Source organism: Streptomyces hirsutus, from assembly GCF_001418415.1.
GTDB lineage: Bacteria > Actinomycetota > Actinomycetes > Streptomycetales > Streptomycetaceae > Streptomyces > Streptomyces hirsutus.
Window position 1 is genome coordinate 1 of sequence record NZ_LIQT01000167.1, and the last position, 23,958, is coordinate 23,958.

General features: G+C 71.0%; 23 protein-coding genes and 2 pseudogenes. 15 read left to right on the forward strand and 10 right to left on the reverse strand.

Annotated features, from left to right (window positions below; genetic code table 11):
• Nucleotides 1-740: FadR/GntR family transcriptional regulator (locus AOK11_RS13210; RefSeq protein WP_107098575.1), on the reverse strand; the 740-nt coding region annotated here is incomplete at its 3' end.
• 134 nt (nt 741-874) lie between these two features.
• Here AOK11_RS13210 and AOK11_RS13215 point away from each other — a divergent pair.
• On the forward strand, nt 875-1,936 hold the full coding sequence (locus tag AOK11_RS13215; protein ID WP_206188831.1) for a fatty acid desaturase family protein: 1,062 nt from the start codon (nt 875-877) through the stop codon (nt 1,934-1,936).
• Nucleotides 1,937-1,987: 51 nt separating this feature from the next.
• Here the strand turns inward: AOK11_RS13215 and AOK11_RS44830 are convergent.
• The 4 genes and pseudogenes from AOK11_RS44830 to AOK11_RS13230 form a co-directional block, all read right to left on the reverse strand.
• Nucleotides 1,988-2,208, reverse strand: a pseudogene (locus tag AOK11_RS44830) (CrcB family protein); the annotation flags it as partial.
• 252 nt (nt 2,209-2,460) lie between these two features.
• Nucleotides 2,461-2,718: a winged helix-turn-helix domain-containing protein gene (locus tag AOK11_RS13220; protein ID WP_055593910.1), complete on the reverse strand. Its 258-nt coding sequence runs from the start codon at nt 2,716-2,718 to the stop codon at nt 2,461-2,463.
• Between the two features lie 241 nt (nt 2,719-2,959).
• Complete coding sequence (locus AOK11_RS13225) at nt 2,960-4,537, reverse strand: glycoside hydrolase family 53 protein (protein WP_055593886.1); 1,578 nt, start codon at nt 4,535-4,537, stop codon at nt 2,960-2,962.
• 116 nt (nt 4,538-4,653) lie between these two features.
• Nucleotides 4,654-6,675, reverse strand: a complete 2,022-nt coding sequence (locus AOK11_RS13230; protein WP_055593887.1) for a beta-galactosidase — start codon at nt 6,673-6,675, stop codon at nt 4,654-4,656.
• A gap of 217 nt (nt 6,676-6,892) precedes the next feature.
• On the opposite strand from AOK11_RS13230, the gene AOK11_RS13235 reads away from it, so the two are divergent.
• From AOK11_RS13235 to AOK11_RS13255, 5 genes are all read left to right on the forward strand, one after another.
• On the forward strand, nt 6,893-8,215 hold the full coding sequence (locus AOK11_RS13235; RefSeq protein ID WP_055593888.1) for an ABC transporter substrate-binding protein: 1,323 nt from the start codon (nt 6,893-6,895) through the stop codon (nt 8,213-8,215).
• On the forward strand, nt 8,212-9,201 hold the full coding sequence (locus AOK11_RS13240) for a carbohydrate ABC transporter permease (RefSeq protein ID WP_206188832.1): 990 nt from the start codon (nt 8,212-8,214) through the stop codon (nt 9,199-9,201). Before AOK11_RS13235 ends, AOK11_RS13240 begins: the two co-directional genes overlap by 4 nt.
• Nucleotides 9,198-10,103, forward strand: coding sequence for a carbohydrate ABC transporter permease (locus AOK11_RS13245; RefSeq protein ID WP_055593889.1), 906 nt, complete (start codon nt 9,198-9,200; stop codon nt 10,101-10,103). Before AOK11_RS13240 ends, AOK11_RS13245 begins: the two co-directional genes overlap by 4 nt.
• On the forward strand, nt 10,100-11,131 hold the full coding sequence (locus AOK11_RS13250; protein ID WP_055593890.1) for a LacI family DNA-binding transcriptional regulator: 1,032 nt from the start codon (nt 10,100-10,102) through the stop codon (nt 11,129-11,131). Before AOK11_RS13245 ends, AOK11_RS13250 begins: the two co-directional genes overlap by 4 nt.
• 97 nt (nt 11,132-11,228) lie before the next feature.
• Entirely contained in the window at nt 11,229-11,618 is a 390-nt protein-coding gene (locus AOK11_RS13255; protein ID WP_055593891.1) for a MarR family transcriptional regulator, read from the forward strand.
• A 92-nt stretch (nt 11,619-11,710) separates the two neighbouring features.
• On the opposite strand, the gene AOK11_RS13260 is transcribed toward AOK11_RS13255, so the two are convergent.
• Entirely contained in the window at nt 11,711-12,112 is a 402-nt protein-coding gene (locus AOK11_RS13260; RefSeq protein WP_055593892.1) for an SseB family protein, read from the reverse strand.
• Between the two features lie 269 nt (nt 12,113-12,381).
• Between AOK11_RS13260 and AOK11_RS13265 the strand changes: the two genes are divergently transcribed.
• Nucleotides 12,382-13,827: a glyceraldehyde-3-phosphate dehydrogenase gene (locus AOK11_RS13265; RefSeq protein WP_055593893.1), complete on the forward strand. Its 1,446-nt coding sequence runs from the start codon at nt 12,382-12,384 to the stop codon at nt 13,825-13,827.
• Between the two features lie 147 nt (nt 13,828-13,974).
• The gene (locus AOK11_RS13270; RefSeq protein WP_055593894.1) at nt 13,975-14,949 is read left to right on the forward strand and encodes a hypothetical protein; all 975 of its coding nucleotides are present in this window, start codon (nt 13,975-13,977) and stop codon (nt 14,947-14,949) included.
• Nucleotides 14,950-14,978: 29 nt separating this feature from the next.
• Here AOK11_RS13270 and AOK11_RS13275 read toward each other — a convergent pair whose 3' ends face one another.
• Nucleotides 14,979-16,640, reverse strand: coding sequence for an FAD-dependent oxidoreductase (locus AOK11_RS13275; protein ID WP_055593895.1), 1,662 nt, complete (start codon nt 16,638-16,640; stop codon nt 14,979-14,981).
• A 244-nt stretch (nt 16,641-16,884) separates the two neighbouring features.
• Here AOK11_RS13275 and AOK11_RS13280 point away from each other — a divergent pair, with 244 nt between their 5' ends.
• From AOK11_RS13280 to AOK11_RS13310, 7 genes are all read left to right on the forward strand, one after another.
• Nucleotides 16,885-18,024: a SchA/CurD-like domain-containing protein gene (locus tag AOK11_RS13280; RefSeq protein ID WP_055593896.1), complete on the forward strand. Its 1,140-nt coding sequence runs from the start codon at nt 16,885-16,887 to the stop codon at nt 18,022-18,024.
• Between the two features lie 69 nt (nt 18,025-18,093).
• Nucleotides 18,094-18,576: a cupin domain-containing protein gene (locus AOK11_RS13285; RefSeq protein ID WP_055593897.1), complete on the forward strand. Its 483-nt coding sequence runs from the start codon at nt 18,094-18,096 to the stop codon at nt 18,574-18,576.
• Nucleotides 18,573-19,841 carry a beta-ketoacyl-[acyl-carrier-protein] synthase family protein gene (locus AOK11_RS13290; protein ID WP_055593898.1) on the forward strand — a complete coding sequence of 423 codons (1,269 nt, stop codon included), beginning with the start codon at nt 18,573-18,575 and terminating at the stop codon, nt 19,839-19,841. Before AOK11_RS13285 ends, AOK11_RS13290 begins: the two co-directional genes overlap by 4 nt.
• Complete coding sequence (locus tag AOK11_RS13295) at nt 19,838-21,091, forward strand: ketosynthase chain-length factor (protein ID WP_055593899.1); 1,254 nt, start codon at nt 19,838-19,840, stop codon at nt 21,089-21,091. The genes AOK11_RS13290 and AOK11_RS13295 overlap by 4 nt, the downstream gene beginning before the upstream one ends.
• 27 nt (nt 21,092-21,118) lie before the next feature.
• Nucleotides 21,119-21,379: an acyl carrier protein gene (locus tag AOK11_RS13300; RefSeq protein WP_055593900.1), complete on the forward strand. Its 261-nt coding sequence runs from the start codon at nt 21,119-21,121 to the stop codon at nt 21,377-21,379.
• 2 nt (nt 21,380-21,381) lie between these two features.
• Entirely contained in the window at nt 21,382-21,864 is a 483-nt protein-coding gene (locus tag AOK11_RS13305) for an SRPBCC family protein (RefSeq protein ID WP_055593901.1), read from the forward strand.
• A gap of 28 nt (nt 21,865-21,892) precedes the next feature.
• The gene (locus AOK11_RS13310) at nt 21,893-22,228 is read left to right on the forward strand and encodes a TcmI family type II polyketide cyclase (protein ID WP_055593902.1); all 336 of its coding nucleotides are present in this window, start codon (nt 21,893-21,895) and stop codon (nt 22,226-22,228) included.
• A 116-nt stretch (nt 22,229-22,344) separates the two neighbouring features.
• On the opposite strand, the gene AOK11_RS41755 is transcribed toward AOK11_RS13310, so the two are convergent.
• The 3 genes and pseudogenes from AOK11_RS41755 to AOK11_RS13320 form a co-directional block, all read right to left on the reverse strand.
• Nucleotides 22,345-22,488 (reverse strand): hypothetical protein, encoded by a 144-nt coding sequence (locus AOK11_RS41755; RefSeq protein ID WP_420902986.1) that lies wholly within the window; start codon nt 22,486-22,488, stop codon nt 22,345-22,347.
• A gap of 25 nt (nt 22,489-22,513) precedes the next feature.
• A pseudogene (locus AOK11_RS46745) lies at nt 22,514-22,686 on the reverse strand (methyltransferase); the annotation flags it as partial.
• 80 nt (nt 22,687-22,766) lie between these two features.
• Nucleotides 22,767-23,846, reverse strand: a complete 1,080-nt coding sequence (locus tag AOK11_RS13320; RefSeq protein ID WP_055593904.1) for a right-handed parallel beta-helix repeat-containing protein — start codon at nt 23,844-23,846, stop codon at nt 22,767-22,769.
• Between the last annotated feature and the right edge of the window lie 112 nt (nt 23,847-23,958).

Consider the following 23,958-nt stretch of genomic DNA (forward strand, 5'->3'; position numbering starts at 1 on the left):
GTACGCGGGGGCGAAGCCGCGCGGGCGACTGTCCGGGGGGCGGCGGGCGCCGGGCGCACGATGGCCGTGAGGGTCGCCCCGACCCGCTCGAGATGGTGCGCCATCGCCTCGGCGGCGGCGTCCTCCGAACCGTCAGCCAGTGCCTCGACGACAGCCCGGTGCTCGCGGTTGGACTGCTCACGCCGGTCACCGAGCCGGTTGAGGAAGGCGGACTGACGCGCCAGCGCGTCCCGGATCTCCTCGATGACCCTGCGGAACACGGGGTTCCGGGTGGCCTCTGCCACTGCGAGGTGGAAGTGGGTGTCCAGGGCGGCCCAGGCGGTGGTGTCGGTCTCCCGGTCCATCCGGTCCAGCAGGTGGCGCAGGAGCTCGAGGTGCTCGGGGGTACGCCGCCGGGCCGCGTACCGGGCGACCGGGATCTCGACGTGGCGGCGCACTTCCAGCAGGTCGCCGGCCGTGTAGTCGCCGAAGGTGGGGTCCCCGACGGCGTCGGCGACGACGAAGGTGCCCTTGCCGGCCCTGGACGCGGTCAGGCCCATGGTCTGCAGCGCCCGCAGCGCCTCGCGCAGCACGGGCCGGGAGACCTCGAGGGTGCGGCACAGCTCCGCCTCCGAGGGGAGCTTGTCGCCGATGGCGTACTCGCCGCGCTCGATGGCGTCGCGCAGGTGGGAGAGGACCGCCTCCATCGCGCTGACGCGCCGCGGACCGACCCCACCTGTCTGGCTGTCTGACAGGTTCACGGGAGTGATGGTGCGGGGCGGACGCGAGGGGTGTCAAGCCGGACGGGGCGACGCCCGTGCTGGGGCTACCCACCCCCCGGTTCCGGGGGTCAACATCATTCTGCGGCGAGGCGTTCGTTCACATACTCACCTGCATGGCCAATCCAACGGTGCTCAATCCGCCGATGCTCACGGAAACCCCGACCGCTCGTGCACGCGAAAAGGGGAGCGACTTCGCCGAACTGTCGCGGCGCATAACCGCCGAAGGGCTGCTCAGGCGCCGCCCTCTCTACTACACCCTGCGCTTGGGGACCGTGGGTCTCACCCTGGCGGGAGGTGTCGCCGCCTTCCTCGTCCTGGGCGACAGCTGGAGCCAGCTGTTCGTCGCGGCGGCCCTGGCGGTGGTCTTCGGACAGCTCGCGCTGGCCGCCCACGATCTGGCGCACCGGCAGGTGTTCTCCCGCCGGCGACCCAGCGAGGCGGGCGGTCTGCTGGTGGCCGACGTGCTGCTGGGCATGAGCTACGGCTGGTGGATGAACAAGCACACCCGCCACCACGCGAACCCCAACCACGAGCAGAAGGACCCGGACGTCGCCCCCGACCTGCTGGTCTGGTCGCGCCGCCAGGCGAGCCGGGCGCAGGGTCCCGCACGGTTCATCGGCAAGCACCAGGCCGTGCTCTTCCTCCCGATGCTGACCCTGGAAGGCCTCAACCTGAGTTTCAGCAGCTTCAAGGCCCTGCGCGGCCCGGCCGTGAAGCGACCGGTCCTGGAGGGGACCCTGCTCGTCGCCCACTTCGCCGTGTACTTCGGCGGCCTGTTCACGGTGCTCTCCCCCGGCAAGGCACTCGCCTTCGTCGCCGTCCACCAGGGCCTGTTCGGGATCTACCTCGGCTCCGTGTTCGCCCCCAACCACAAGGGCATGCCGATGATCGAGGAGGGGCGGCAGCTGGACTTCCTGCGCCGCCAGGTCCTCACCTCCCGCAACGTCACGGGCGGTGTGTTCGTCGACCTCTTCATGGGCGGGCTGAACCACCAGATCGAGCACCACCTCTTCCCCAGCATGCCCACCCCCGCCCTCGGCCGGGCCCAGGTCATCACCGAGCGGTACTGCGCCGAACTGGGCGTCCCGTACTGCCGGACGGGGCTGTTCGCCTCGTACGCCACGGCGCTGCGCCACCTCAGGAGCGTGGGGGAACCGCTGCGCGAGGCCCGCTGACGGACGGCGGCGCACCCTCCGGCGGGACGACGGGCAAGAGCGGGCGGCCCACTACGCCCACAGCGCGTCGGCCGGGGCCGCGCCGGTGAAGGCAGCGCCCGGGCCGGCCGCGACGCCCGCCGCGACCTTCACGGCGGCCTGGCGGACGGCCCCCGTCCCGGCGAGGCGGAGGGTCTCGTCCCGGCGAGGCGGAGGGTCTCGTAGGAGAAGGTGGAGTACGTGGTCAGGGCGCCGCACAGACCGGTGCCGAGCAGCAACTGGAGCCGGGGGCCACCACGGCGACGACGGGAGCGCGCGCACGGAGGGGTGTGTGTGGAGGGCCTCGGTGGGCGGGGGGTCACGGGCGTGCGTCTCCTGCTCGTCGAGCGGCCCGGGACGTGCGGGCGCGCGTCTTCACCAGGAGGGACCGTTGGCGGCTGCTCCGCGGTTCGGAGACGGCGGGCCCCACCGCCGCGCCGCGAAGCGTGCCCGCGGCCGAGGGCCGGCTTGACGTCCGAGGCCGGGAAGGCCCTGGGCCGTATGCGCTACCAGCCCTTCTCGAACATCCGCGCGACCTCGGCGATCCGTACCTCGTCGCGCCGGTAGTACGGGCGCTCGGCGGCACCGCCGGTGCGCAGCAGGCCGACGGCGGTGAGCAGCCGGAGGTGGGTGAGGGCGACCGGGTGGGTCATGCCGAACCGGTCGGCGACGGCCTCCGCGGTGGCGCCGTGTTCGGCGTGGCCGGGTTCTCTCAGCCAGGCGAGGATGTGCAGCCGTGTCCCGCCGTCGGGAGTCCTGATCATGTCGTCCACCTCCACCCCGGCGTCCGCTCCGGGCCCTTCCACTGTCCCGCAGCCGACGCCCCCGTGTCAGGTGCTCCGGCACCCTTGCCGGGGCAGTCAATGCGCCTCAGCTGCAAGTTAGTTGAACGATGCGGCGACTCGACGGCACAACCGCTTCACGGCACAGCGGCGGACGGCCCGGCCGCACACGACGACGGTACGTGTGCGGCCGGGCCCCGGCGCGCGTCAGGAACTCATACGCTCACCGGTGGCCGAACCACGCCATCGCGGGCAGCGCCCGGTCGTCGTAGCCGAACAGCGCCTGGTTCTCCCAGCCGTTGCCCGAGGCCGGGTCGGCCGGGTCCCAGCCGTTGCCGGTGCGGGCGGTCCAGGTCGCCTCCCAGTAGAAGACGCCGAGGCCCCGCCCGTTCGGGACGGCCTCCACGATGCTCGCCACGTCGTTCATCCACCGGGTCTGGCCCGCCGTGGTCGCCGGGTAGCCGGGGACCAGTTCCCCGGTGAGGTCGATGATGTTCTCGAGTCCGTCCTCGCTGTCGAGACGGAACGGGTAGGCCGTCTCGGCGAGGAAGACCGGCTTGCCGTAGCGGGCTGCCGCGTCGTCCAGGGTGGTCTGGAAGTCGTGGAGCGTACCGTGCCAGTAGCCGTAGTACGACAGGCCGATGGCGTCGAACCTCACGCCCTGGGACACCGCGTTGTCGAACCACCAGCGGGTGCCGTCGAGGTCGCCGCCCTCGGCGAGGTGCAGCGCGACGGTCGTGGACGGGGCGACCGCCTTGACGGCGTCGTAGCCGGAGTTGAGCAGGCCGGCGAGCTGTGTCCAGTTGCCGGTGGACCCCTCGTTCCAGAGCATGCCGCCGTTGATCTCGTTGCCGACCTGGACCATGTCCGCGGTGGTGCCCTGCGCCTTGAGGGCGCTCAGGACGTCGTACGTGTGCTGGTACACGTCCGTCTTCAACCGGCTGTAGGAGTGTCCTGCCCAGGCGGCGGGTTTGGTCTGCTTGCCGGGGTCGGCCCAGGCGTCCGAGTAGTGGAAGTCGACCAGCAGCTTCATGCCCTGGGCCTTGACGCGCTGGGCCAGGGCGAGGACGCGCGCCTTGTCGTTGTAGCCGTCGGCCGGGTTCACCCAGACCTTCAGGCGGGCGTAGTTCATTCCGGCCGACCGCAGGATGGCGACGCCGTCGCCGGCGCTGCCGGAGGCGGTCCGGTAAACGCCGCCCTTGGCCTCGCTCTTGGGCAGGGACGAGATGTCGGCGCCCTTGACCGCGAGGCCGGAGGTGCCCGGGGCGAAGGTCAGGTCGTCGACGTTGATCCAGTTGTCCGCGGCGGCGTCGCTGTGGACGCTGATCGTGCACTGGTTGTTCGTCACCCTGACGGGCACGACGATCCGTATCCAGTCCCCGGCGGACACCGGCAGGTCGGTGCGCTGCTCGGTGCCGCCGCAGTTCTTGAGGGCGAGGTACGCGGCGTTCTGGCCGCCGCCGGAGCGGACCCAGGCGGTCAGCCGGTAGTCGCCGTTGGTCAGACCGGACAGGTACTGGTACGTCTCCACCTGATAGGCCGAGGACGACCAGTGGGACAGGCGGTGACTTCCGCTGCGTCCACCGGATTCGGTGTACGAGGCGCCGGTGGCGCCGTGCTCCGACCAGCCGGCCGGGGTCGCGGCTCCCGAACCGTCGGCTTCGAAGCCGCCGTTGGTGAGGGTGCTCGCCGCCGTCGCGGTCCGGTCGGGCGGTGCGGTGAGGGCCAGCCCTGCGGCGAGCGGCAGCATCAGGGCCCTGAGGATGCGTGTACGTGTGCACGTGCGTCTGGGATGGAACATCGGTGTCCGTCGTCCCTTCGACGTGGGGAGAGAAGCTGTCCCCGCCCGCTGCGGGGGCGGGGGCCTCCCTCCGGCCGCGGCGTGCGCTGCTGCCGCGGGCGGAGGGGAGTCGTGGCTCAGCCGTCGAATCGGACGACCCGGACGGCTCCGGCCGGGACCGCCAGGCGGCCCGCGGCACGTTCACCCGTCAGCAGCTCGGTGCCGGGGGTGTCCAGCGGCACCTTGGTGTCGCCGGCGGTGTGGTTGATCACGAACAGAAAGGTGCCGGACTCGCCGGTGCGGCGCACCACTTCGACGTCGCGGGGCAGATCGGCGCGCGGGGTGATCCCGGTGTCCTCGACGGCCCAGCCGAGCAGGGTGTCCAGTCCTTCGGCGCCCAGGCGGGTGGAGACGTACCAGGCGCTGCCCTCGCCGAGGCGGTGGCGGGTGACGGCGGGGTGGCCGGCGGTGAGGCCGTCGGCGTAGGTCCAGACGGTCTCCGCGCCGCGCGGCACCACGAACTCGGACCATACGTCGGCGCCGAGTTCGGAGCCGTCGGGGCCGGTCAGGCGCACCTGGGCGCCGGCGTCGAGCGGCGAGAACTCCTCCACGGTCAGGCCGAGGACGTCCCGCAGGGCCCCCGGGTGGGCGCCCTCGTGCACGGCGTCGTGTTCGTCGACGATGCCGGAGAAGTACGAGACGACGAGGGTGCCGCCCCGCTCGACGTACTCCTTGAGGTTGTTCCCCGCCGCCTCGGTCATCAGGTACAGGGCGGGGACGACGACCAGGGGATAGCGCGACAGGTCGGCTTCCGGGTGGGCGAAGTCGACGGTGAGGTGGCGGTCGTAGAGCGCCTCGTAGAAGGCGTCGGCGCGTTCGCGGGCGTCGTGGTCCTCGGTGGGGCGCCAGTCGAGGTTCTGCGCCCACCAGGAGTGCCAGTCCCACAGCACGGCGACGTCGGCCTCGGTGCGGGTGCCGCGCAGGGGTGCCAACGCGTCGACGCTCGCACCGAGTTCGACGACTTCTCGCCAGACACGGGTGTCCGTGCCGCCGTGCGGGAGCATCGCCGAGTGGAACTTCTCGGCGCCGCGCCTGGACTGGCGCCACTGGAAGAACATGGCGCCCTCGGAGCCGCGGGCCACGTGCGCGAGGGAGTTGCGGGCCATCTGGCCGGGCGCCTTGGCGGGGTTGCGGGGCTGCCAGTTGACGCCCGAGGTGGAGTGCTCGAGCAGCAGCCAGGGGGCGCCGCCGGCGACGGACCGGGTGAGGTCCGCGGACATCGCCAGGTTCACGTGGGTGCGGCGGCCGTCGGTGATCAGGTAGTGGTCGTTGGTGACGAAGTCGACCTCGCGGCCCCAGGCCCAGTAGTCCATGGAGTCGCACTGGCTGAGGGCCGTCATGAAGTTGGTGGTGACCGGGACCCCGGGTGAGAGGCGGTGCAGGATGTCCCGCTCGGCGGTGAAGTTCTCCCGCACGGTGGCGTCGGCGAACCGCCGGTAGTCCAGCGCCTGGGCCGGGTTGCCGACCGTGGGGGTGACCCGCGGCGGGTTGATCTGCTCGAAGTCCGTGTAGCGCTGGCCCCAGAAGGCGGTGCCCCAGGCCTCGTTGACGGCCTCGACGGTGCCGTGGGTCCGCGCGAGCCAGCGGCGGAAGTGCGCGGCGCACCCGTCGCAGTAGCAGGCGGAGACAGGGACGCCGTACTCGTTGTGGACGTGCCACATCGCGAGCGCGGGATGGCTCCCGTACCGCTCGGCGAGTGTGGTGGTGATGTCCGCGGCGGCGGCCCGGTAGTGGGGGTTGCTGTGGCAGATGGCGCCGCGCGAGCCGAACTCGTAGCGCACCCCTTCCGCGGTCACTGGCAGCGCGTCCGGGTGGGCGCGGTAGAACCACACGGGCGGTACCACGGTGGGTGTGCCGAGGTCGGCGCGGATGCCGTTCTCGTGCAGCAGGTCCAGGACCCGGTCGAGCCAGCCGAAGTCGTGGACACCCGGCGAGGGCTCCAGCAGCGCCCAGGAGAAGATGCCGACGCTCACCATGGTGACGCCGGCCTCACGCATCAGCCGGACGTCCTCGGTCCAGACGCTTTCCGGCCACTGCTCGGGGTTGTAGTCCCCACCGAAGGCGAGCCCGGTGAGGCCCAGGGGGGTGGTCTCCGGCATGGATTGTCTCCCGATATGTCGATCTTCTGGGAACGTGCACACACACTTTCGGCGGCGCGGAGCCAACATAACCGCACAGCAACAACCATTGACAAGTGTCCGGGATGTTTCTCTACTGTGAACGCTCACAGAGCAGCGCGAGCCACGGTACGAGCCGCGCGCAGCTGGGGCAGCAGGCCTTCGCGAGAGGCGGGGGCCCAGGTCAGGGGAGAGTTCCATGCGATACACGAAGCACCGTCGCCTCGTGAGTTCCGCTCTGGCGGTCACGCTCGGCGCCACCACGCTGGCCGCGTGCGGATCGTCGTCGGACGACGACGGCGGGGCCCGGTCCGGCCCGGTCTCACTGACGTACTGGACCTGGGCTCCGGGCATGGACAAGGTCGTGGACCTGTGGAACGAGGGCCCCGGCAAGAAGGAGCAGATCAAGGTCACGGTGAAGAAGCAGGCGTCCGGCGACACGCTGGTCACCAAGATCCTCACCGCGCACAAGGCGGGCAAGGCCCCGGACCTGGTGCAGGCGGAGTACCAGGCGCTGCCCACGCTGGTCAGCAATGACGCGCTCGCCGACATCTCGAAGGACGTGGGCGACGCGAAGAGCAAGTTCGCGGACGGCGTCTGGCAGCAGACCACGCTCGGCACCGACGCGGTGTACGCGGTCCCGCAGGACATCGGGCCGATGATGTTCTACTACCGCGAGGACCTGTTCGAGGAGTACGGCCTGACGGTGCCGACGACCTGGGACGAGTTCGCGGACACCGCGCGCAAGCTCAAGAAGAAGTCCCCCAAGACGGACCTGACCACGTTCTCCGCCAACGACTCGGGCCTGTTCGCGGGCCTGGCCCAGCAGGCCGGCGCGCAGTGGTGGACCACGTCGGGCGACCAGTGGAAGGTCGGCATCTCCGACGACGCGACCAAGAAGGTCGCCGAGTTCTGGGGCGGCCTGGTCAAGGAGGGTGCGATCGACAACCAGCCGATGTACACCCCGGCCTGGAACAAGGCGCTCAACACCGGCAAGCAGATCGCCTGGGTCAGCGCCGTGTGGGCGCCGGGCACGCTGAACACGGCCGCGCCCGACACCAAGGGCAAGTGGGCCATGGCCCCGCTCCCCCAGTGGACCGAGCAGGAGAACCGCACCGGCAGCTGGGGCGGCTCCTCCACCGGCGTCACCACGGACTCCGGGAACAAGGAGGCCGCCGCCGAGTTCGCCGCCTGGCTGAACACCGACGGCGACGCCCTGAACGCGCTGGCGAAGGAAAGCGGTATCTACCCCGCCTCCACCTCGGCCCAGCTCAGCGGCGCCTTCACCACCCCGCCGGAGTACTTCTCCAACCAGCCGGACTTCTACCAGAAGGCCGCCGAGATCGCGCAGACCACCGCGCCGTCCGCCTGGGGCCCGAACGTCAACGTGGCGTACACGACGTTCAAGGACGCCTTCGGCGCCGCGGCGAAGAACAGGTCCGACTTCGTCACGGCCGTGGACACCATGCAGCAGGACACGGTCGCCGACCTGAAGAAGCAGGGCTTCGAGGTCGCTCCGTGACATCCCCGGCACGTGGGAAGGCGTACGGGGTCGGAGGGGCCCCGTACGCCCGCCCGTCCCGCACCTCCGCACTGAGGCGCACCCGAAGCGCACCCTTCCTCTTCCTGGTCCCCGCGACGGTCCTCTTCCTGCTCTTCTTCGCGCTGCCCATCGGGTACGCGATCTGGCTCAGCTTCCGCAAGGTGCGGGTGTCCGGGCTCGGCCTGGGCGCGGGCGCCCGCAAGGAGGTCTGGGCCGGCCTGGAGAACTACACCGCCGCCCTCTCCGACAGCGAGCTGCTGGACGGCGCGCTGCGCGTGCTCGGCTACGGCTGCATCGTGGTGCCGGTGATGCTGGGGCTCGCCCTGGTGTTCGCCCTGATGCTGGACTCCGAGAGGGTGCGGCTCGCGCCCTTCACCCGGCTCGCGATCTTCCTGCCGTACGCCATTCCGGGCGTGATCGCGGCGCTGCTGTGGGGCTTCCTGTACCTGCCCGACGTGAGCCCGTTCTACTTCGTGCTCGACAGGTTCGGCCTGCCCCAGCCGGACCTGCTGGACGGCGGTCCGCTGTTCCTCGCCCTGTCGAACATCGCGGTGTGGGGCGGCACCGGCTTCAACATGATCGTCATCTACACCGCGCTGCGGGCCGTCCCGGCCGAGGTGTACGAGGCGGCGAAGCTGGACGGCGCCACCCCCCTGCAGATCGCGCTGAAGATCAAGATCCCGATGGTCGCGCCGTCGCTGGTGCTGACCTTCTTCTTCTCGATCATCGCGACGCTCCAGGTGTTCAACGAACCGACCACACTGAAGCCGCTCACCAACTCCGTCTCCACCACCTGGAGTCCGCTGATGAAGGTGTACCAGGACGCCTTCGGCAACGGCGACATCCACTCGGCCGCCGCCCAGGCCGCCCTCATCGCGCTCGCCACCCTGGTGCTCTCCTTCGGCTTCCTGCGGGCCGCGAACCGACGCAACAAGCAGGACGACAGTCAAGGAGCCGCCCGATGAGTTCCGTGACCCTGAACAAGGCCGAGCCCGTGGCCGGCACCGCCCCGGGCACCGGCCGGGGTCCGGCGCGGCCCCGCCGCATCGCCCTGGTCCCCACCCTGACCCTGCTGCTCGGCGCGCTGTACTGCCTGCTGCCGGTCGCCTGGGTGGTCATCGCGTCCACCAAGTCGGGCAGCGAGCTGTTCTCCACGTTCACGTTCTGGCCCGGCACCGGCTTCACCGAGAACCTCTCGGACCTGAACGCCTACCGCGACGGCGTCTACTGGAAGTGGATGGGCAACTCCGCCCTGTACGCCGGTCTCGGCGCCCTGCTGTCGACGTGCGTGTCGGCGGTCAGCGGCTACGCGCTGGCGGTCTACCGCTTCCGGGGCCGCGAGACGCTGTTCAACGTGCTGCTCACGGGTGTGCTGATGCCGCCGGTGATCCTCGCCGTTCCGCAGTACCTGCTGCTGGCGCAGGCGGACCTGACGGACTCCTACCTGTCCGTGCTGCTGCCGCAGATCCTCTCCCCGTACGGCGTCTACCTGGCGCGGATCTACGCCGCGGCGTCGGTGCCGTCCGACGTGGTGGAGGCCGGGCGGATGGACGGTGCGGGCGAGTGGCGGATCTTCACCCGGGTCGCGCTGCCGATGATGATGCCCGGACTGGTGACGGTCTTCCTGTTCCAGTTCGTCGCGATCTGGAACAACTTCCTGCTCCCGTACATCATGCTCAGCGACGACGAGAAGTTCCCGATCACGCTCGGTCTGCACACGCTCCTCGAACAGGGCGCCAACACTCCGGCGCTGTACACCCTGGTGGTCACCGGTGCGTTCCTCGCGGTGTTCCCGCTGGTCGCGCTCTTCCTGGTCGTCCAGCGGTTCTGGAGCCTGGATCTGCTGTCCGGGGCCGTAAAGTCATGACCATGAGCAACACGGGGGGCAGGCGAAAGCCGCCGACGATCCACGACGTGGCGCGTGAGGCCGGTGTCTCGCGCGGCACCGTCTCACGCGTGCTCAACGGCGGCCACTACGTCAGTCCGTCCGCGGCGGAGGCGGTCAACGCCGCGATCCGCAGGACGGGGTACGTGGTGAACCGGCACGCCCGCTCGCTGATCACCGGCCGGTCCGACTCGGTGGGCTTCCTGCTGACGGAGCCGCAGGAGCGGTTCTTCGAGGATCCCAACTTCAATGTCCTGCTGCGTGGTTGCACACAGGCGCTGGCCGCGCACGACATTCCGCTGCTGCTGATGATCGCCGGTACGCAGGCCGAACGACGGCGCATCGTGCGCTACATCACCGCCGGGCACGTCGACGGGGTGCTGCTGGTCTCCAGCCACTCGGGCGATCCGGTGGCCGAGGAGCTGCGGGCGGCGGGCGTGCCGCTGGTCGCGTGCGGCAAGCCGATCGGGCTGGGTTCCAAGGTGAGCTACGTGGCCGCGGACGACCGGGACGGCGCCCGTGACTTGGTGCGCCACCTGCTGGGGCTGGGCCGGCGCAGGGTGGGCGTGGTGACCGGCCCGCTCGACACCCCGGGCGGCGTGGAGCGTCTCGCCGGGTACAAGGAGGTGCTCGCCGAGGCCGGCCTCGGGATCGACGAGCGGCTCATCGTCTCCGGCGACTACAGCAGGGCCAGCGGCGAGGCGGGCGCGGAGCGGCTGCTGGCCGGTGCGCCGGACATGGACGCCGTGTTCGTCGCCTCGGACCTGATGGCGCAGGGCGTGCTGGCGGCCCTGCACCGCGCGGGACGCCGGGTGCCCCAGGACGTGGCGGTCGGCGGCTTCGACGACTCCCAGGCCGCCGTCGCCGCCAGTCCCGGCCTGACCACGATCCGCCAGCCGTGGGACCGCATCAGCTCCGAGATGGTACGGGTCCTGCTCGCCCAGGTGGGCGGCGAGGACCCGGCCACGGTGATCCTCCCGACGGAACTGGTGAAGCGCGAGTCGGCGTAGGGGCGCGCACCGGCCACGGGGCGTGACGCGGGGGCCCGCGCATGGCCGTCACCGCCCAACCATTAGTTGAACTTCGAACAAGTGTTACCGTTCACTCATGGCAGCGGAGACGGCCGGCATCCGGCTCGAGGAGCGGTGGCGGGAGATCCTGTCGGTGCACGCGCGCACCCTCGGGGAGATCGACCGCGCGCTGCATCCGCACGGCCTGGGAGCCTCCGACTTCGAGGTGCTCGACCTGCTCGCGACCGCGTCGCCCGAGGAGGGCGAGCAGTACAGGGTGCAGAACCTGGGCAGGCGGGTCCACCTCAGCCAGAGCGCGCTGTCCCGCCTCATCGCCCGGCTGGAGAAGGACGGCCTGGTCACCCGCAGCCTCTGCAGGGAGGACAGGCGGGGCGTCTACGTCACGCTCACCCGCAAGGGCCACGACCTGCACGCCGAGGTACTGCCGCTCCAGCGCGCGGCCCTGGCCCGCGCGCTGGGCGAGTAGTCCGCCTCCCGGGACGGCCGCGGTACGCCCGGGATCTCTCGTTCGGAGCGTGCCGGACCCGCGCGGGTCCGGCACGCTCCGCATGAGAGGCCCTAGGGGCGGGCCAGCAGGGTGCGCACCCCCTCGGACGTCAGTGTCAGGCGGTGCTCCGAGCTGCCGTCGATGGTGAGGGACAGCTCGTCGGCCGGCCACTGCGCGGCCAGCGCCCCGAGCGGCACCAGGCGGTAGCGGGAGACGAACGGCAGCAGCCCCGACATCTCCAGTTCCGAGGTGAAGACCGGCACCACCTGGATGCCGTCCGGCTGCTCCATCACCGGCAGCGCGACCGCGCCGGGGTCGGCGGCCTCGTCACCCGCGTCGTCGGGCACGGGGATCAGTACGTCACTGTTGGCGAGGGCGTCCAGCGCCGCCGTGTCCTGGGTGTTGTCGGCGAGAGCGTCCAGAGCCCGCTGGGCGGACGTGGGGGCATTGTTCTCGTGCGCGGGTGTCTCCATGGCGGTTTCCCTCGTAGCGGCGGTCGTACGGACCCGCCCCGGACGGAATCGGCGACGGCCATCGGCGATCCGCGACGAGCGATCCGCGGGCGGCGGACCGGCAGAAGGCGGATCGGCCGATCGGACCGGAATCCGCTCCGGGCACGGTCCTGCACGCGTACCCGATCGCGCGGTCCGCAATCCTCCCGCCGGCGGATGGGAGACCCCGGCGGAGCTCTCTGACCGGCATGGCTATCATATGAGCGCCACCTAGCTCGAAAGATGATCCTGTGACTGTCAATGAAGACTCGTTCACCAGCTGGAAGCACCGCGAGGAGATCGCGGAGTCGATGATCCCGATCATCGGGAAGCTGCACCGCGAGCGGGACGTCACCGTCCTGCTGCACAGCCGCTCCTTGGTGAACAAGTCGGTGGTCTCGATCCTCAAGACCCACCGCTTCGCCCGCCAGATCTCCGGCCAGGAGCTGTCGGTCACCGAGACGCTGCCCTTCCTCCAGGCACTCACCACACTCGACCTCGGTCCGTCCCAGATCGACCTCGGTCTCCTCGCCGCGACCTACCGGACCGACGACCGCGGACTGTCGGTGGCGGAGTTCACCGCCGAGGCCGTCGCCGGAGCCACCGGCGCCCACAAGATCGACCGCCGTGAGCCGCGCGACGTCGTCCTCTACGGCTTCGGCCGCATCGGCCGGCTCCTCGCCCGCCTGCTCATCGAGAAGTCCGGCTCCGGCAACGGCCTGCGGCTGCGCGCCATCGTGGTCCGCCGGGGCGGCGAGCAGGACATCGTCAAGCGCGCCTCCCTGCTGCGCCGCGACTCCGTGCACGGTCAGTTCCAGGGCACGATCACCGTGGACGAGGCGAACAGCGCGATCGTCGCCAACGGCAACACCGTCAAGGTGATCTACGCCGACGACCCGTCGCAGCTGGACTACACGGCGTACGGCATCAAGAACGCCATCCTCATCGACAATACCGGCAAGTGGCGCGACCGCGAGGGCCTCTCGCAGCACCTGCGCCCCGGTGTCGACAAGGTCGTGCTGACCGCGCCCGGCAAGGGCGACGTGCCCAACATCGTGCACGGGGTCAACCACGACACCCTCAAGCCGGACGAGCAGATCCTTTCCTGCGCCTCCTGCACCACCAACGCGATCGTCCCGCCGCTCAAGGCGATGGCGGACGAGTACGGTGTGCTGCGCGGCCATGTGGAGACCGTCCACTCGTTCACCAACGACCAGAACCTGCTGGACAACTACCACAAGTCCGAGCGCCGCGGCCGCTCCGCGCCGCTGAACATGGTGATCACCGAGACGGGTGCCGCCTCCGCCGTTGCCAAGGCGCTGCCCGACCTCGACGCGACGATCACCGGCAGCTCGATCCGGGTCCCGGTGCCGAACGTCTCCATCGCGATCCTCAACCTCCAGCTGGGCCGCGCGGCCGACCGCGCCGAGGTGCTCGAGTACCTCCGCGAGGTGTCGCTCACCTCGCCGCTGAAGCGCCAGATCGACTTCATCAGCGCCCCCGACGCGGTCTCCAGCGACTTCATCGGCTCGCGGCACGCCTCGATCGTCGACGCCGGCGCCCTCAAGGTCGAGGGCGACAACGCGATCCTGTACCTCTGGTACGACAACGAGTTCGGCTACTCCAGCCAGGTCGTCCGGGTCGTCCAGTACGTCTCGGGGGTGGAGTACCCGACCTTCCCGGCGCCGGCTGCCTGACCGGCCAGGCAGCTCGACGGTGTCCAAGGCCCTGTTCAGGGCCTTGGACACCGTCGAGCTGCCCGAACCGCGTCACTCTGTGGTGCGGATCGGTAACGATCGGGTCCTATCGGTTGCCGGACCCGAAACTGTTCCTAGTCTGCGGGCATGGCGCTCTTCAGTAGTCGTACCGGTAAACGTCCCCACCTCGCTCCCGCCCTCGACGACGTCGCCCTCGCGCGCGTCCTCCGGCAGGTGAGCAAACGCGGTGGAGGCGTCAAGTCGACGGAGGTGAACCTCGTCGCGGCCTTCCTGGAGGAAACCGGGGACAACTGGGACCGGCGCAGCCATCGGGTGACCGTGCTGGCCGGGGAGACGGCCGAATCGAAGTCCGACCTGGCCTCGGCCTGGCTGACCAGGGAGCCGAAGAACCCCGACGCGCTGGTGTTCCACTCCTGGGTCGGTCTGATGCGCGGCCTGCGGGACAGACACCTGGAGGACGCGGCACAGTTGGTGACCCAGTGTCATCGGGCCGCGGAGCTGAGGCCGGCGGATCCGCTGCCCTGGGTGGCCCTGCTCGGCATGGCCCGCCTCGAGCGGTATCCGCAGAGCGAGGTCAACGCCATCTGGCGGGAGGCCACCGGACGCGACCGCTGGCACCGCGAGGCCTATCTGCAGATGCTCGCCCATCTGTCGCCGGAGGAAGGGGGCTCGAGCGCGGCCGTCCTCGACTTCATCGACGTGGTGCGTGCCCGGATACCGGCCAACGCGCCGTGCGCCGCGATCGAGCTGACCGCGGCCGTCCGGCAGTACCAGGGGCTGGTGGCGCAGGGCGGCGTCCGGGCCATGACGGCCGGTCAGCTGTGGGAGGGCGGGCAGATCGCGGCCTCGCTGGAGCAGGCCGCCTCCCTCTGGGCGAAGCCGGGATTCTTCCAGCACGCGGCGGCCCAGGCGGACCTGAACGTCCTGGCGTACGCGCTGTGCGCGGCCGGCCGGGCCGTCGACGCCAACCATGTGTTCGAGGCGCTCCAGGGCACGGTGACCCCGTGGCCGTGGAACGACGACGGACCCGCGGTCCAGCGGTTCGAACAGCACAAGGCCAAGGCGGAGCGGGGACGGCAGGGCGGCGTCGGAGGAGCCTGACGCCGCCTCGCCGCGCGCACCGTCAGCCGTCAGCCCCGTTCGCGGGCCAGGATGTCCGTGACGGCCTTCCGCAACACCGTCGCGGGGTCCGCCACGGCCCCTTCGGAGCGCCACGCCACGAATCCGTCGGGGCGGACCAGGACCGCGCCGTCCCCGGTCACGCCGTGGGCCTGTGCCCAGTCCACGCCGTCGTCCGGCGTCAGGTCCGCGGCGGGGCCGGTGCCGATCCGGTAGGCGTCGAGGGGCACCCGCAGGTGCTGTGCCGCCTGCGCCGCGGCGGCGTGCCAGGCGGCGTCGCCGGACTCGCCGGTCAGCAGCACCAGGGACCGCTCGTACAGGTCGAGGGTGGAGATGCGGACTCCGTCGCGGTCCAGCCACAGGTGGGGGGCCCGGGTGCCCGGCTCCCCCGTCAGCCGCAGGTCCTCCGGGACGATCGGCGCCGCCGGGTCGCCGCCGACGACCGCGCCCTGCGGATAGCGGTAGCCCAGCGCCACGTTGAGGATTCCGCCCTTCGGGCCCTTGGTGCCGGCGCCTGCCGCGGGCGTGTAGCCGGGGTGGCTGTGCTCGACCGAGCGGTTCGAGGCGCGGGCACTGGTCGCCTCGGCGACCGGCCGGCGCTCGGCGTCGTAGGACTCCAGCAGTCCGGGGCCCGCCCAGCCGCCGTGGACGGCTGCCAGCTTCCAGGCGAGGTTGTGCGCGTCCTGGATGCCGGTGTTGGAGCCGAAGGCCCCGGTGGGCGACATCTCGTGGGCCGAGTCGCCGGCGAGGAACACCCGGCGGTCGGTGTACCTGTCGGCGACCCGCTCGGCGGCGTGCCAGGCGGCCCGGCCGGTGATCTTGACGTCGAGGTCCGGCACGCCGACCGCCCGCCGGATGTGGTCGATGCACCGCTCGTCGGTGAACTCCTCGATCGTCTCGCCGTGTTCGGGGTGCCAGGGGGCGTGGAACACCCAGTTCTCGGTGTTGTCGACGGGCAGCAGCGCCCCGTCGGCCTCCGGGTTCGTCAGGTAGCAGACGATGAACCGCCGGTCGCCGACGACGCCCGCGAGATCGCGTGAGAAGAAGGTGACGCTCACGTTGTGGAACAGGTCCCCCGGACCGTTCTGACCGATGCCGAGCCGCTCCCGCACGGGGCTGCGCGGACCGTCCGCGGCGACCAGGTAGTCCGCGCGGATGGTGGTGTGCTCGCCGGTCTCCCGGCTCTTGACCCGCGCCGTCACCCCGTCGTCGTCCTGGTCGAACGACATCAGCTCGGTCGCGAAGCGCAGATCGCCGCCGAGTTCGCGGGCATGGGCCAGCAGCACCGGCTCGAGGTCGTTCTGGCTGCACTGGCACCACCCGCCGGGGCTGAACCGGGCCAGGCCGCCCCCGGGGTCGATCTCCTTGAACAGCCACTCGCCGTCGCCGTCCGCCAGACTCGGCGTCTGCATGATGCCGTGGTTGTCCGCCAGGACCGACGCGACCTCCTTGATCTGCTGTTCCACTCCGGCCACCCGGAACAGCTCCATGGTGCGCACGTTGTTGCCGCGCCCGCGCGGGTGGATCGACGTGCCCGGGTGACGTTCGACGAGCGTGTGCGGCACGCCCAGACGCCCCAGGAACACGGACATCGACAGGCCCACGAGGGAGCCGCCCACGATGAGGACGGGCGTGCGGTGGCCGGTCTCGCCGGCCTCTTGCGATCGGTTCATTGAACTGCCTCCATCGTCGCCCTGGACGGGCGGGGAAAGGACGCCGCATTCATGCCCGGTACGGGCCGCTTCGCGTCCCGGTGGCACCCGGTTGACGCGGGGTTCACCCACCTGCCCCGTGTGTCTCGCGCACCTCGCGGGGCGCGTCGACGATCGGTTCAGGGTCGGCCCGGCCGTTTCGGCGACGGGCTGCTCCCGACCTCCACCGAAGAGCCTTTCGTGAAAAAGAGAAGAGGTGCGCCGGATGACCACGACGGAACGCACGACGGGACCCACGGCGGGACGCATAGCGCATTCGGCGTTCGACGGCTCCAGACTGCGGGTGATTCTGCTGCTCGACCTGTACGACGGAGCGCAGGAGCAGTTCCTCGAGGCTTACGAGCACATGAGCAGCAAGGTCGCGTCCATTCCCGGGCACATCCAGGACCAGCTCTGCCAGTCGATCGAGAACCCCTCGCAGTGGCTCATCACCAGCGAGTGGGAGAGCGCGCTTCCCTTCCTCGCCTGGGTGAACAGCGAGGAGCACATCGAGATCGTCCGCCCGATGCACAGCTGCGTCCGCGACACCCGCTCCATGCGCTACAGCGTCCTGCGCGAGACGGAGCCGCGCCCCGGGGCGAAGAAGCGGTCCGGTCTGCAGGCGCAGGTCCGCGTGGGCGACGGAGTGGCCCGCCACGCGCTCACTTTCACCGTCAAGCCGGGCAGCGAGTCCAAGGTCTCGGAGCACCTGGCCGGGTACACGTCTCCCAAGGCCCAGCTGGAGGCGGACACGAGGCTGCGCCGCACCTCCGTGTTCATGCACGGCAACCGCGTGGTGCGGTGCATGGAGGTCGAGGGCGACCTGGCCGCGGCCCTGCGCCACGTGGCCGACCAGCCCGAGATCCGGGCCATCGAAACGGCCATAGACCCCCACCTGGAGCAGGAGCGGGATCTGTCCGACCCCGGCTCGGCGCGGGTGTTCTTCACCCGGGCCGCACTCCCCTCCGTGCACCACGTCCGCGCGGACGGCCCCGAGCCCGCCGGTCTGCGGCGGCACGCGCTGTACTACCCGGCCGTCGAGGGACAGGGCATGGAGCTGGCCCGGTTCCTCTCCCATCAGGACGAGGCCGCGGTCGGCGACCCGGACAGCCACATCTTCACGAGCACCGTCTTCCAGCGCGACGACATCGTGGTCCGCATGGTCGACGTCACCGGCGCCTTCGACACCGACCCCGAATGGGCCCTGGGCGTCAAGGGCGCGGGGAAGGCGGCGGAACTGGAGCGGCTCCTGGACGGCGCGGCGGTCGGCGTCGACGTCCCGCTGAACTCGGAGCGCAACCTGAACCGGCTGCTGTCGCACGCCGACATGCTGCTCGTCACCGACCGCAGCACGGCGGATTCCTGACGGCAAACCGTGATGACGTCCGCGGCCGCCCCGCCCGGACGTCCCACGCCCCACCCGGAGGTACCAACCATGTCCCAACAGCATCCACGCATCGTGGACCTGAGCGAGACGGAACCCAACAGAAGGCGCGGAGGCGATCTCAGGACCCTCCTCACCCCGGCCACGGTGGGTTCCACCAGCGGCTTCATGGGTCTGGCCGTCATCCAGCCCGGTGAGCGCATCGGCGAGCACTACCACCCGTACTCCGAGGAGTTCGTGTACGTCGTCAGCGGCGCGCTCGAAGTCGACCTGGACGGGGAGCCGTTCGCGCTGCGGGCCGAGCAGGGTCTGATGATCCCGATCGACATGCGGCACCGCTTCCGCAACGTCTCCGACGCCGAGGCCCGCATGGTCTTCCACCTGGGCCCGCTCGCCCCGCATCCGAGCCTCGGGCACGTCGACACCGAGGAGAACGCCGGCTCCGAGGCCGGCCCTCAGCTGACCGTGGGCGGTCCGGTCGCATCCGGGACCGGGCAAGGCCGGCCGGCCGGACCCAGTGAGGCCATAAAGTGACCCGCCGGGTGGCCGTCACCGGTATCGGGGTGGTCGCTCCGGGCGGCACCGGGGCGACGGCGTTCTGGGACCTTCTGTCCGCCGGCCGCACCGCGACCCGCGGCATCACCCTGTTCGACCCGAGCGGGCTGCGCTCGCGGATAGCGGCCGAGTGCGACTTCGACCCGTTCGACCACGGTCTCGACCCGGACCTGTGCCAGCACGCCGACCGGTACATCCAGTTCGCCGTGGTCGCCGCCGGCGAGGCGGTCCGCGACTCCGGGCTCGACCCGGGGGGCGACGACGGCTGGCGCACCGCGGTGTCGCTGGGCAGCGCGGTCGGCGGCACCACCCGGCTGGAGCACGACTACGTCCAGGTCAGCGAGCACGGCTCGCGCTGGGACGTGGACCACCGGGCCGCCGACTCGAAGCTGCACCTGGCGTTCCAGCCGAGCACGCTCGCCGCGGTCGTCGCCGAGCGGTTCGGCGCGCGGGGCCCGGTGCAGACCGTCTCCACCGGCTGCACCTCGGGACTCGACGCGGTCGGGTACGGCTTCCACACCATCGCCGAGGGCCGGGCCGACGTCTGCATCGCCGGGGCGTCCGACTCGCCGATCTCGCCGATCACGATGGCGTGCTTCGACGCCATCAAGGCGACGTCGCCGAACAACGACGACCCGGAGCACGCCTCCCGTCCCTTCGACGCGCACCGCGACGGCTTCGTGATGGGCGAGGGCGCGGCGGTGCTGGTCCTCGAGGAGTACGAGCACGCACGGGCCCGCGGGGCACAGATCCACTGCGAGATCGGCGGGTACGCCACCTTCGGCAACGCCTACCACATGACCGGTCTGACCACCGAGGGCCTGGAGATGGCGCGGGCCATCGACAGCACCCTCGACCAGGCCCGTCTCGACCCCACACTGATCGACTACGTCAACGCGCACGGTTCCGGCACCCGGCAGAACGACCGGCACGAGACGGCCGCGGTCAAGCGGTCCCTCGGCGCCCACGCCTACGACACGCCCATGAGCTCCATCAAGTCGATGGTGGGGCACTCGTTGGGCGCGATCGGCGCGATCGAGGTGGTGGCCTGCGTGCTCGCCCTGAAGCACCAGGCCGTACCGCCGACGGCGAACTACGAGACCCCCGACCCCGAGTGCGACCTGGACTACGTGCCGCGCACCGCCCGCCCCCGGAAGCTGAGGAACGTACTCTCCGTCGGCAGCGGGTTCGGCGGCTTCCAGTCCGCGGTGCTGCTGACCGGGCCGGGCGGGAGGAACCGATGAGTACTCAGCGCACTCAGCGCCCCCGCCGCGCGGCCATCACCGGCATCGGTGTGATCGCGCCCAACGGACAGCGGCCCGACGCCTACTGGAAGTCCGTCAGCGAAGGCATCGGCGTGCTGGACCGGATCACCCGTGAGGGCTGCGGTCATCTGCCGCTGCGCGTGGCGGGCGAGGTCCGCTCCTTCGACGCGACGGCCCTCATCGAGGACCGGTTCCTGGTCCAGACCGACCGGTTCAGCCATTTCGCGATGGCGGCGGCCGCCCTCGCCCTCGACGACGCCGGGCTCGGCAGCGGTGATCCCGCGGAGCCGTTCTCCATCGGCGTGGTCACCGCGGCCGGTTCCGGCGGCGGTGAGTTCGGGCAGCGTGAGCTGCAGAAACTCTGGGGGCAGGGCCCTCGGTTCGTCGGCCCGTACCAGTCCATCGCCTGGTTCTACGCCGCGAGCACCGGCCAGATCTCCATCCGCAGCGGTTTCAAGGGCCCGTGCGGGGTGGTGGCGAGCGACGAGGCCGGCGGCCTCGACTCCCTCGCGCACGCCGCCGGGGCGATCCGGCGCGGCACCGACACGATGGTCGTCGGGGCCGCGGAGGCCCCGCTGGCCCCGTACTCGATGGTCTGCCAGCTCGGTTATCCCGAGCTCAGCACCGTCGAGGACCCGGACCTCGCCTACCGTCCCTTCACCTCGAAGGCCTGCGGGTTCGTGCCCGCCGAGGGCGGTGCGCTGCTCGTCGTCGAGGACGGGAACCGCGCCCGCGAGCGCGGCGTGCCGGTGCGGGCCACCCTCGCCGGCCACGCCGCCACCTTCACCGGCGCCTCCCGCTGGGAGGAGTCACGGGAGGGCCTGGCCCGTGCGATCCGCGGCGCCCTCGACGAGGCGGGCGCCGCGCCGGAGGACATCGACGTGGTGTTCGCCGACGCGATGGGCGTACCGGAGGCGGACCGCGCCGAGGCGCTGGCCATCGCCGACGCCCTGGGCGCGCACGGCAGGCGGGTCCCCGTCACGGCGCCCAAGACCGGTTTCGGACGGGCCCACTGCGCGGCACCCGTGCTGGACACGGTGGCCGCGGTGCTCGCCATGGAACACGGTCAGGTGCCCCCCACCCCCAACGTGTTCGACATCTGCCACGACCTCGACCTGGTGATGTCGCGCGCTCGGCCCGCCGAGCTGCGCACGGCCCTCGTCCTCAGCAGAGGACTCATGGGCTCCAACGCGGCGCTGGTCGTGCGCCGCGGCGAATCCGCCCGGTAGGCCCGGGCGGGGAAGGAGCAGACACTCATGATCACCACCGAAGTGACCGTCGACGAACTGGCCGTCCTGATGAAGAAGGCGGCCGGCATCACCGTCGACCCGCAGGAGCTGAAGCAGGCCGCGGGGTCCCCCTTCGACTGCTTCGGCCTCGACTCGCTCGGCCTGCTCGGCATCGTCGGCGAGCTGGAGAACCGGTACGGCCTCTCCCTTCCCCCCGACTCGGAGCGCTGCAAGTCGCCCCGGGAGTTTCTGGACCTCGTCAACAGCACCCTCAAGGCTGGAGCCTGAAAGTGGCAGGACACACCGAGAACAGCATCACCGTCGACGCCCCGTTCGACCTCGTCTGGGACATGACCAACGACCTCGAGAACTGGCCGAACCTGTTCAGCGAGTACGCGTCGGTCGAGGTGCTCTCCCGCGAGGGCGACACCACGACGTTCCGCCTGACGATGCACCCGGACGACAACGGGAAGGTGTGGAGCTGGGTCTCCGAGCGCACCCCCGACCGGGGCCGCCGGACCGTGCACGCCCGTCGCGTCGAGACGGGTCCCTTCGCCCACATGGACATCCTGTGGGAGTACGAGCAACTGCCGAGCGGAGTGCGGATGAGCTGGACACAGGACTTCGCGATGAAGCCCGACGCCCCGGTCGACGACGTCTGGATGACGGACAACATCAACCGCAACTCGCGTACGCAACTGGCGCTCATCCGGGACCGGATCGAGCAGGCCGCCGGCGAGCGCAGGAGCCCCGCGTCCGCCACCTCCCGCTGACCGCCGACCGATCCGGAAAGGACCGTCGATGCACCACGCACTCATCGTGGCCCGTATGGCGCCCGGTTCGGCGTCGCAGATCTCCGATGTGTTCGCCGCCTCCGACCGGGGTGAACTCCCTCACCTGATCGGGGTGAACAGGCGCCGGCTCTTCCAGTTCGGCGACGACCTGTACCTGCACCTCATCGAGTCCGAGCGGGATCCGGCGCCCGCGATCGCGAAGGTGGCCGGGCACCCCGAGTTCCGCAGCATCAGCGAACAGCTGGAGGCGTACGTCAGCCCGTACGACCCCCGGACCTGGCGCGGCCCCAAGGACGCCATGGCGCAGTGCTTCTACCACTGGGAGCGCGGCGCCGGCTCCTGAGCGGACAGCCCGGAAGAACCCCGAGGCCGCCGGTCCCGTGTACGTCACGGAGCCGGCGGCCTCGGGGTCGGCCCGCGTACGGAAGGTGCCGGCCGGACGGTACGGGCCGGTGCTGATCAGCCGGGGACGGTGCACTCGAAAACACGCAGGCAGGCGTTGACCGGCTGGACCTCGCCGATGACCAGGCCCGCGTCGGTCCGCCGGTCGGTCATGCTCTTCCGGGTGTGCTTGGCGCCGCCGTCGAGGAGCAGCAGGTCCATGGCCGTGGTGAACCGCGTCGACGGGGTGCGGCCGGCTCTTCACCGCCTCCGCGAGGTCGTCCACGGCCATGGGGGTGTCGTCGAGTGCGTCCGCCACGCCCAGGCGTACGGCGGCGCGCACGGCGGCGGCGCAGGCCGCCCCGAAACGAGCTCCCGCAGCCGCATGGGCGGTGGGGGAGCCGGATCGACGGCCGTCATCCGTCGCCTCGCTTCTTCTGTCGTGCTGTTGAGGGGGGAGGTGAGGTGCTGAGGGGTGGGGCGGTGGCACGGCGGGGCGTTCAGCACAGACCGGCGGGCTCGGAGAGCGTGCAGGTGTTGCCGCTGAACGTGTTGGTCGTGGCGGTGTCCCGGTCGGCCAGGTCGGCCGGGCTGTTGCCGGTGACCAGGTTGTCGCGGACGGTGCTGCGCTCGTTCGCGGCGCCCATGAGGCTCTTGAACAGCACGATGCCGCCGGACAGCGGGGAGGTGCCCTTGTTGTTCTCGATCCGGTTCCCCGCCACGAGGGTGTCCTCGGCTCCGGTGAGGACGACGCCCGTGCCCTGCAGGAAGGGCAGCCCCGGGGTGGCGGCGCAGTGCTTGTTGTTGGCGCGGAGGTGATTGCGGGTCACCCGCAGGGCGCCCGCGACGGGCTTGGACTCGTCGCCCACCACGAACACGGCGGCGCAGTTGCCGGTGGCCTCGTTGCGGTCGACGGTCAGGTTCCGCAGCCGCCGCACGATGACGCCGACGCGGTTGCCGAGCATGCGGTTGTGGCGGATCACCGTCTTGCGGGCGTCCCGGGCGCCTTCCTCCGTGTCGGTGGTGTCGGCCAGGAACAGTCCGGCGTCGCCGTTCTCCTCGACCACGTTGTGGCTGAGCACGCTGCGCACCGAGCGCTCCTCGGCGATGCCCCACTTGCCGTTCCTCTCGGCGGTCACGCCCTGCACCCGCAGCCGGTCGGTGCCGGTGGCCCACAGCCCGCTCCCGGTGAAGCCCCGCAGTGTCAACGAGCGTACGGTGACGCCCCGCAGGGGCACCTTGTCCGTACCGGTCACGCAGATGCCGTGCCCCGCCTCGGCGCAGGCGCCCCGGTCCGCGTCCGTGCCGGGCACCAGGACGGTGTCGGGCACCAGGACGGTGCGGTGGGCACCGGAGCCGCGCAGGGTGACGTCCGACGTGGTGAGGTCGACGCTCTCCTTGTAGGTGCCGGGTGAGAGGACGACGGTGTCCCCCGGCTTCGCGGCGTCCACGGCCTTCTGGATCGATGCGCCGGGCTGCACCCGGTGCACGGTGGGCCGGGCGGCCGACGGCGTCGCGGCCATGCCCGAAGCCAGGACGACCACGGTGCAGGTGAGATACGTGAGGTGGCGTTGGGTCATATGCCGAAACTAAGAGGGAATATGACGACCCGCCACCATTGGTCCTCCAGGTGGGCAGCGGCAACGCGCCGCCCGGCGACGGGCCTCGCGGGAACCTCCGGGGAACGTCGCG

Excerpts from the sequence above, each read along its gene's own strand:
- AOK11_RS13215 (WP_206188831.1), top strand. The coding sequence starts at position 875 with ATGGCCAATCCAACGGTGCTCAATCCGCCGATGCTCACGGAAACCCCG.
- AOK11_RS13220 (WP_055593910.1), bottom strand. The coding sequence starts at position 2,718 with ATGATCAGGACTCCCGACGGCGGGACACGGCTGCACATCCTCGCCTGG.
- AOK11_RS13225 (WP_055593886.1), bottom strand. The coding sequence starts at position 4,537 with ATGTTCCATCCCAGACGCACGTGCACACGTACACGCATCCTCAGGGCC.
- AOK11_RS13230 (WP_055593887.1), bottom strand. The coding sequence starts at position 6,675 with ATGCCGGAGACCACCCCCCTGGGCCTCACCGGGCTCGCCTTCGGTGGG.
- AOK11_RS13235 (WP_055593888.1), top strand. The coding sequence starts at position 6,893 with ATGCGATACACGAAGCACCGTCGCCTCGTGAGTTCCGCTCTGGCGGTC.
- AOK11_RS13245 (WP_055593889.1), top strand. The coding sequence starts at position 9,198 with ATGAGTTCCGTGACCCTGAACAAGGCCGAGCCCGTGGCCGGCACCGCC.
- AOK11_RS13250 (WP_055593890.1), top strand. The coding sequence starts at position 10,100 with ATGACCATGAGCAACACGGGGGGCAGGCGAAAGCCGCCGACGATCCAC.
- AOK11_RS13255 (WP_055593891.1), top strand. The coding sequence starts at position 11,229 with ATGGCAGCGGAGACGGCCGGCATCCGGCTCGAGGAGCGGTGGCGGGAG.
- AOK11_RS13260 (WP_055593892.1), bottom strand. The coding sequence starts at position 12,112 with ATGGAGACACCCGCGCACGAGAACAATGCCCCCACGTCCGCCCAGCGG.
- AOK11_RS13270 (WP_055593894.1), top strand. The coding sequence starts at position 13,975 with ATGGCGCTCTTCAGTAGTCGTACCGGTAAACGTCCCCACCTCGCTCCC.
- AOK11_RS13275 (WP_055593895.1), bottom strand. The coding sequence starts at position 16,640 with ATGAACCGATCGCAAGAGGCCGGCGAGACCGGCCACCGCACGCCCGTC.
- AOK11_RS13280 (WP_055593896.1), top strand. The coding sequence starts at position 16,885 with ATGACCACGACGGAACGCACGACGGGACCCACGGCGGGACGCATAGCG.
- AOK11_RS13285 (WP_055593897.1), top strand. The coding sequence starts at position 18,094 with ATGTCCCAACAGCATCCACGCATCGTGGACCTGAGCGAGACGGAACCC.
- AOK11_RS13295 (WP_055593899.1), top strand. The coding sequence starts at position 19,838 with ATGAGTACTCAGCGCACTCAGCGCCCCCGCCGCGCGGCCATCACCGGC.
- AOK11_RS13300 (WP_055593900.1), top strand. The coding sequence starts at position 21,119 with ATGATCACCACCGAAGTGACCGTCGACGAACTGGCCGTCCTGATGAAG.
- AOK11_RS13310 (WP_055593902.1), top strand. The coding sequence starts at position 21,893 with ATGCACCACGCACTCATCGTGGCCCGTATGGCGCCCGGTTCGGCGTCG.
- AOK11_RS41755 (WP_420902986.1), bottom strand. The coding sequence starts at position 22,488 with ATGGACCTGCTGCTCCTCGACGGCGGCGCCAAGCACACCCGGAAGAGC.
- AOK11_RS13320 (WP_055593904.1), bottom strand. The coding sequence starts at position 23,846 with ATGACCCAACGCCACCTCACGTATCTCACCTGCACCGTGGTCGTCCTG.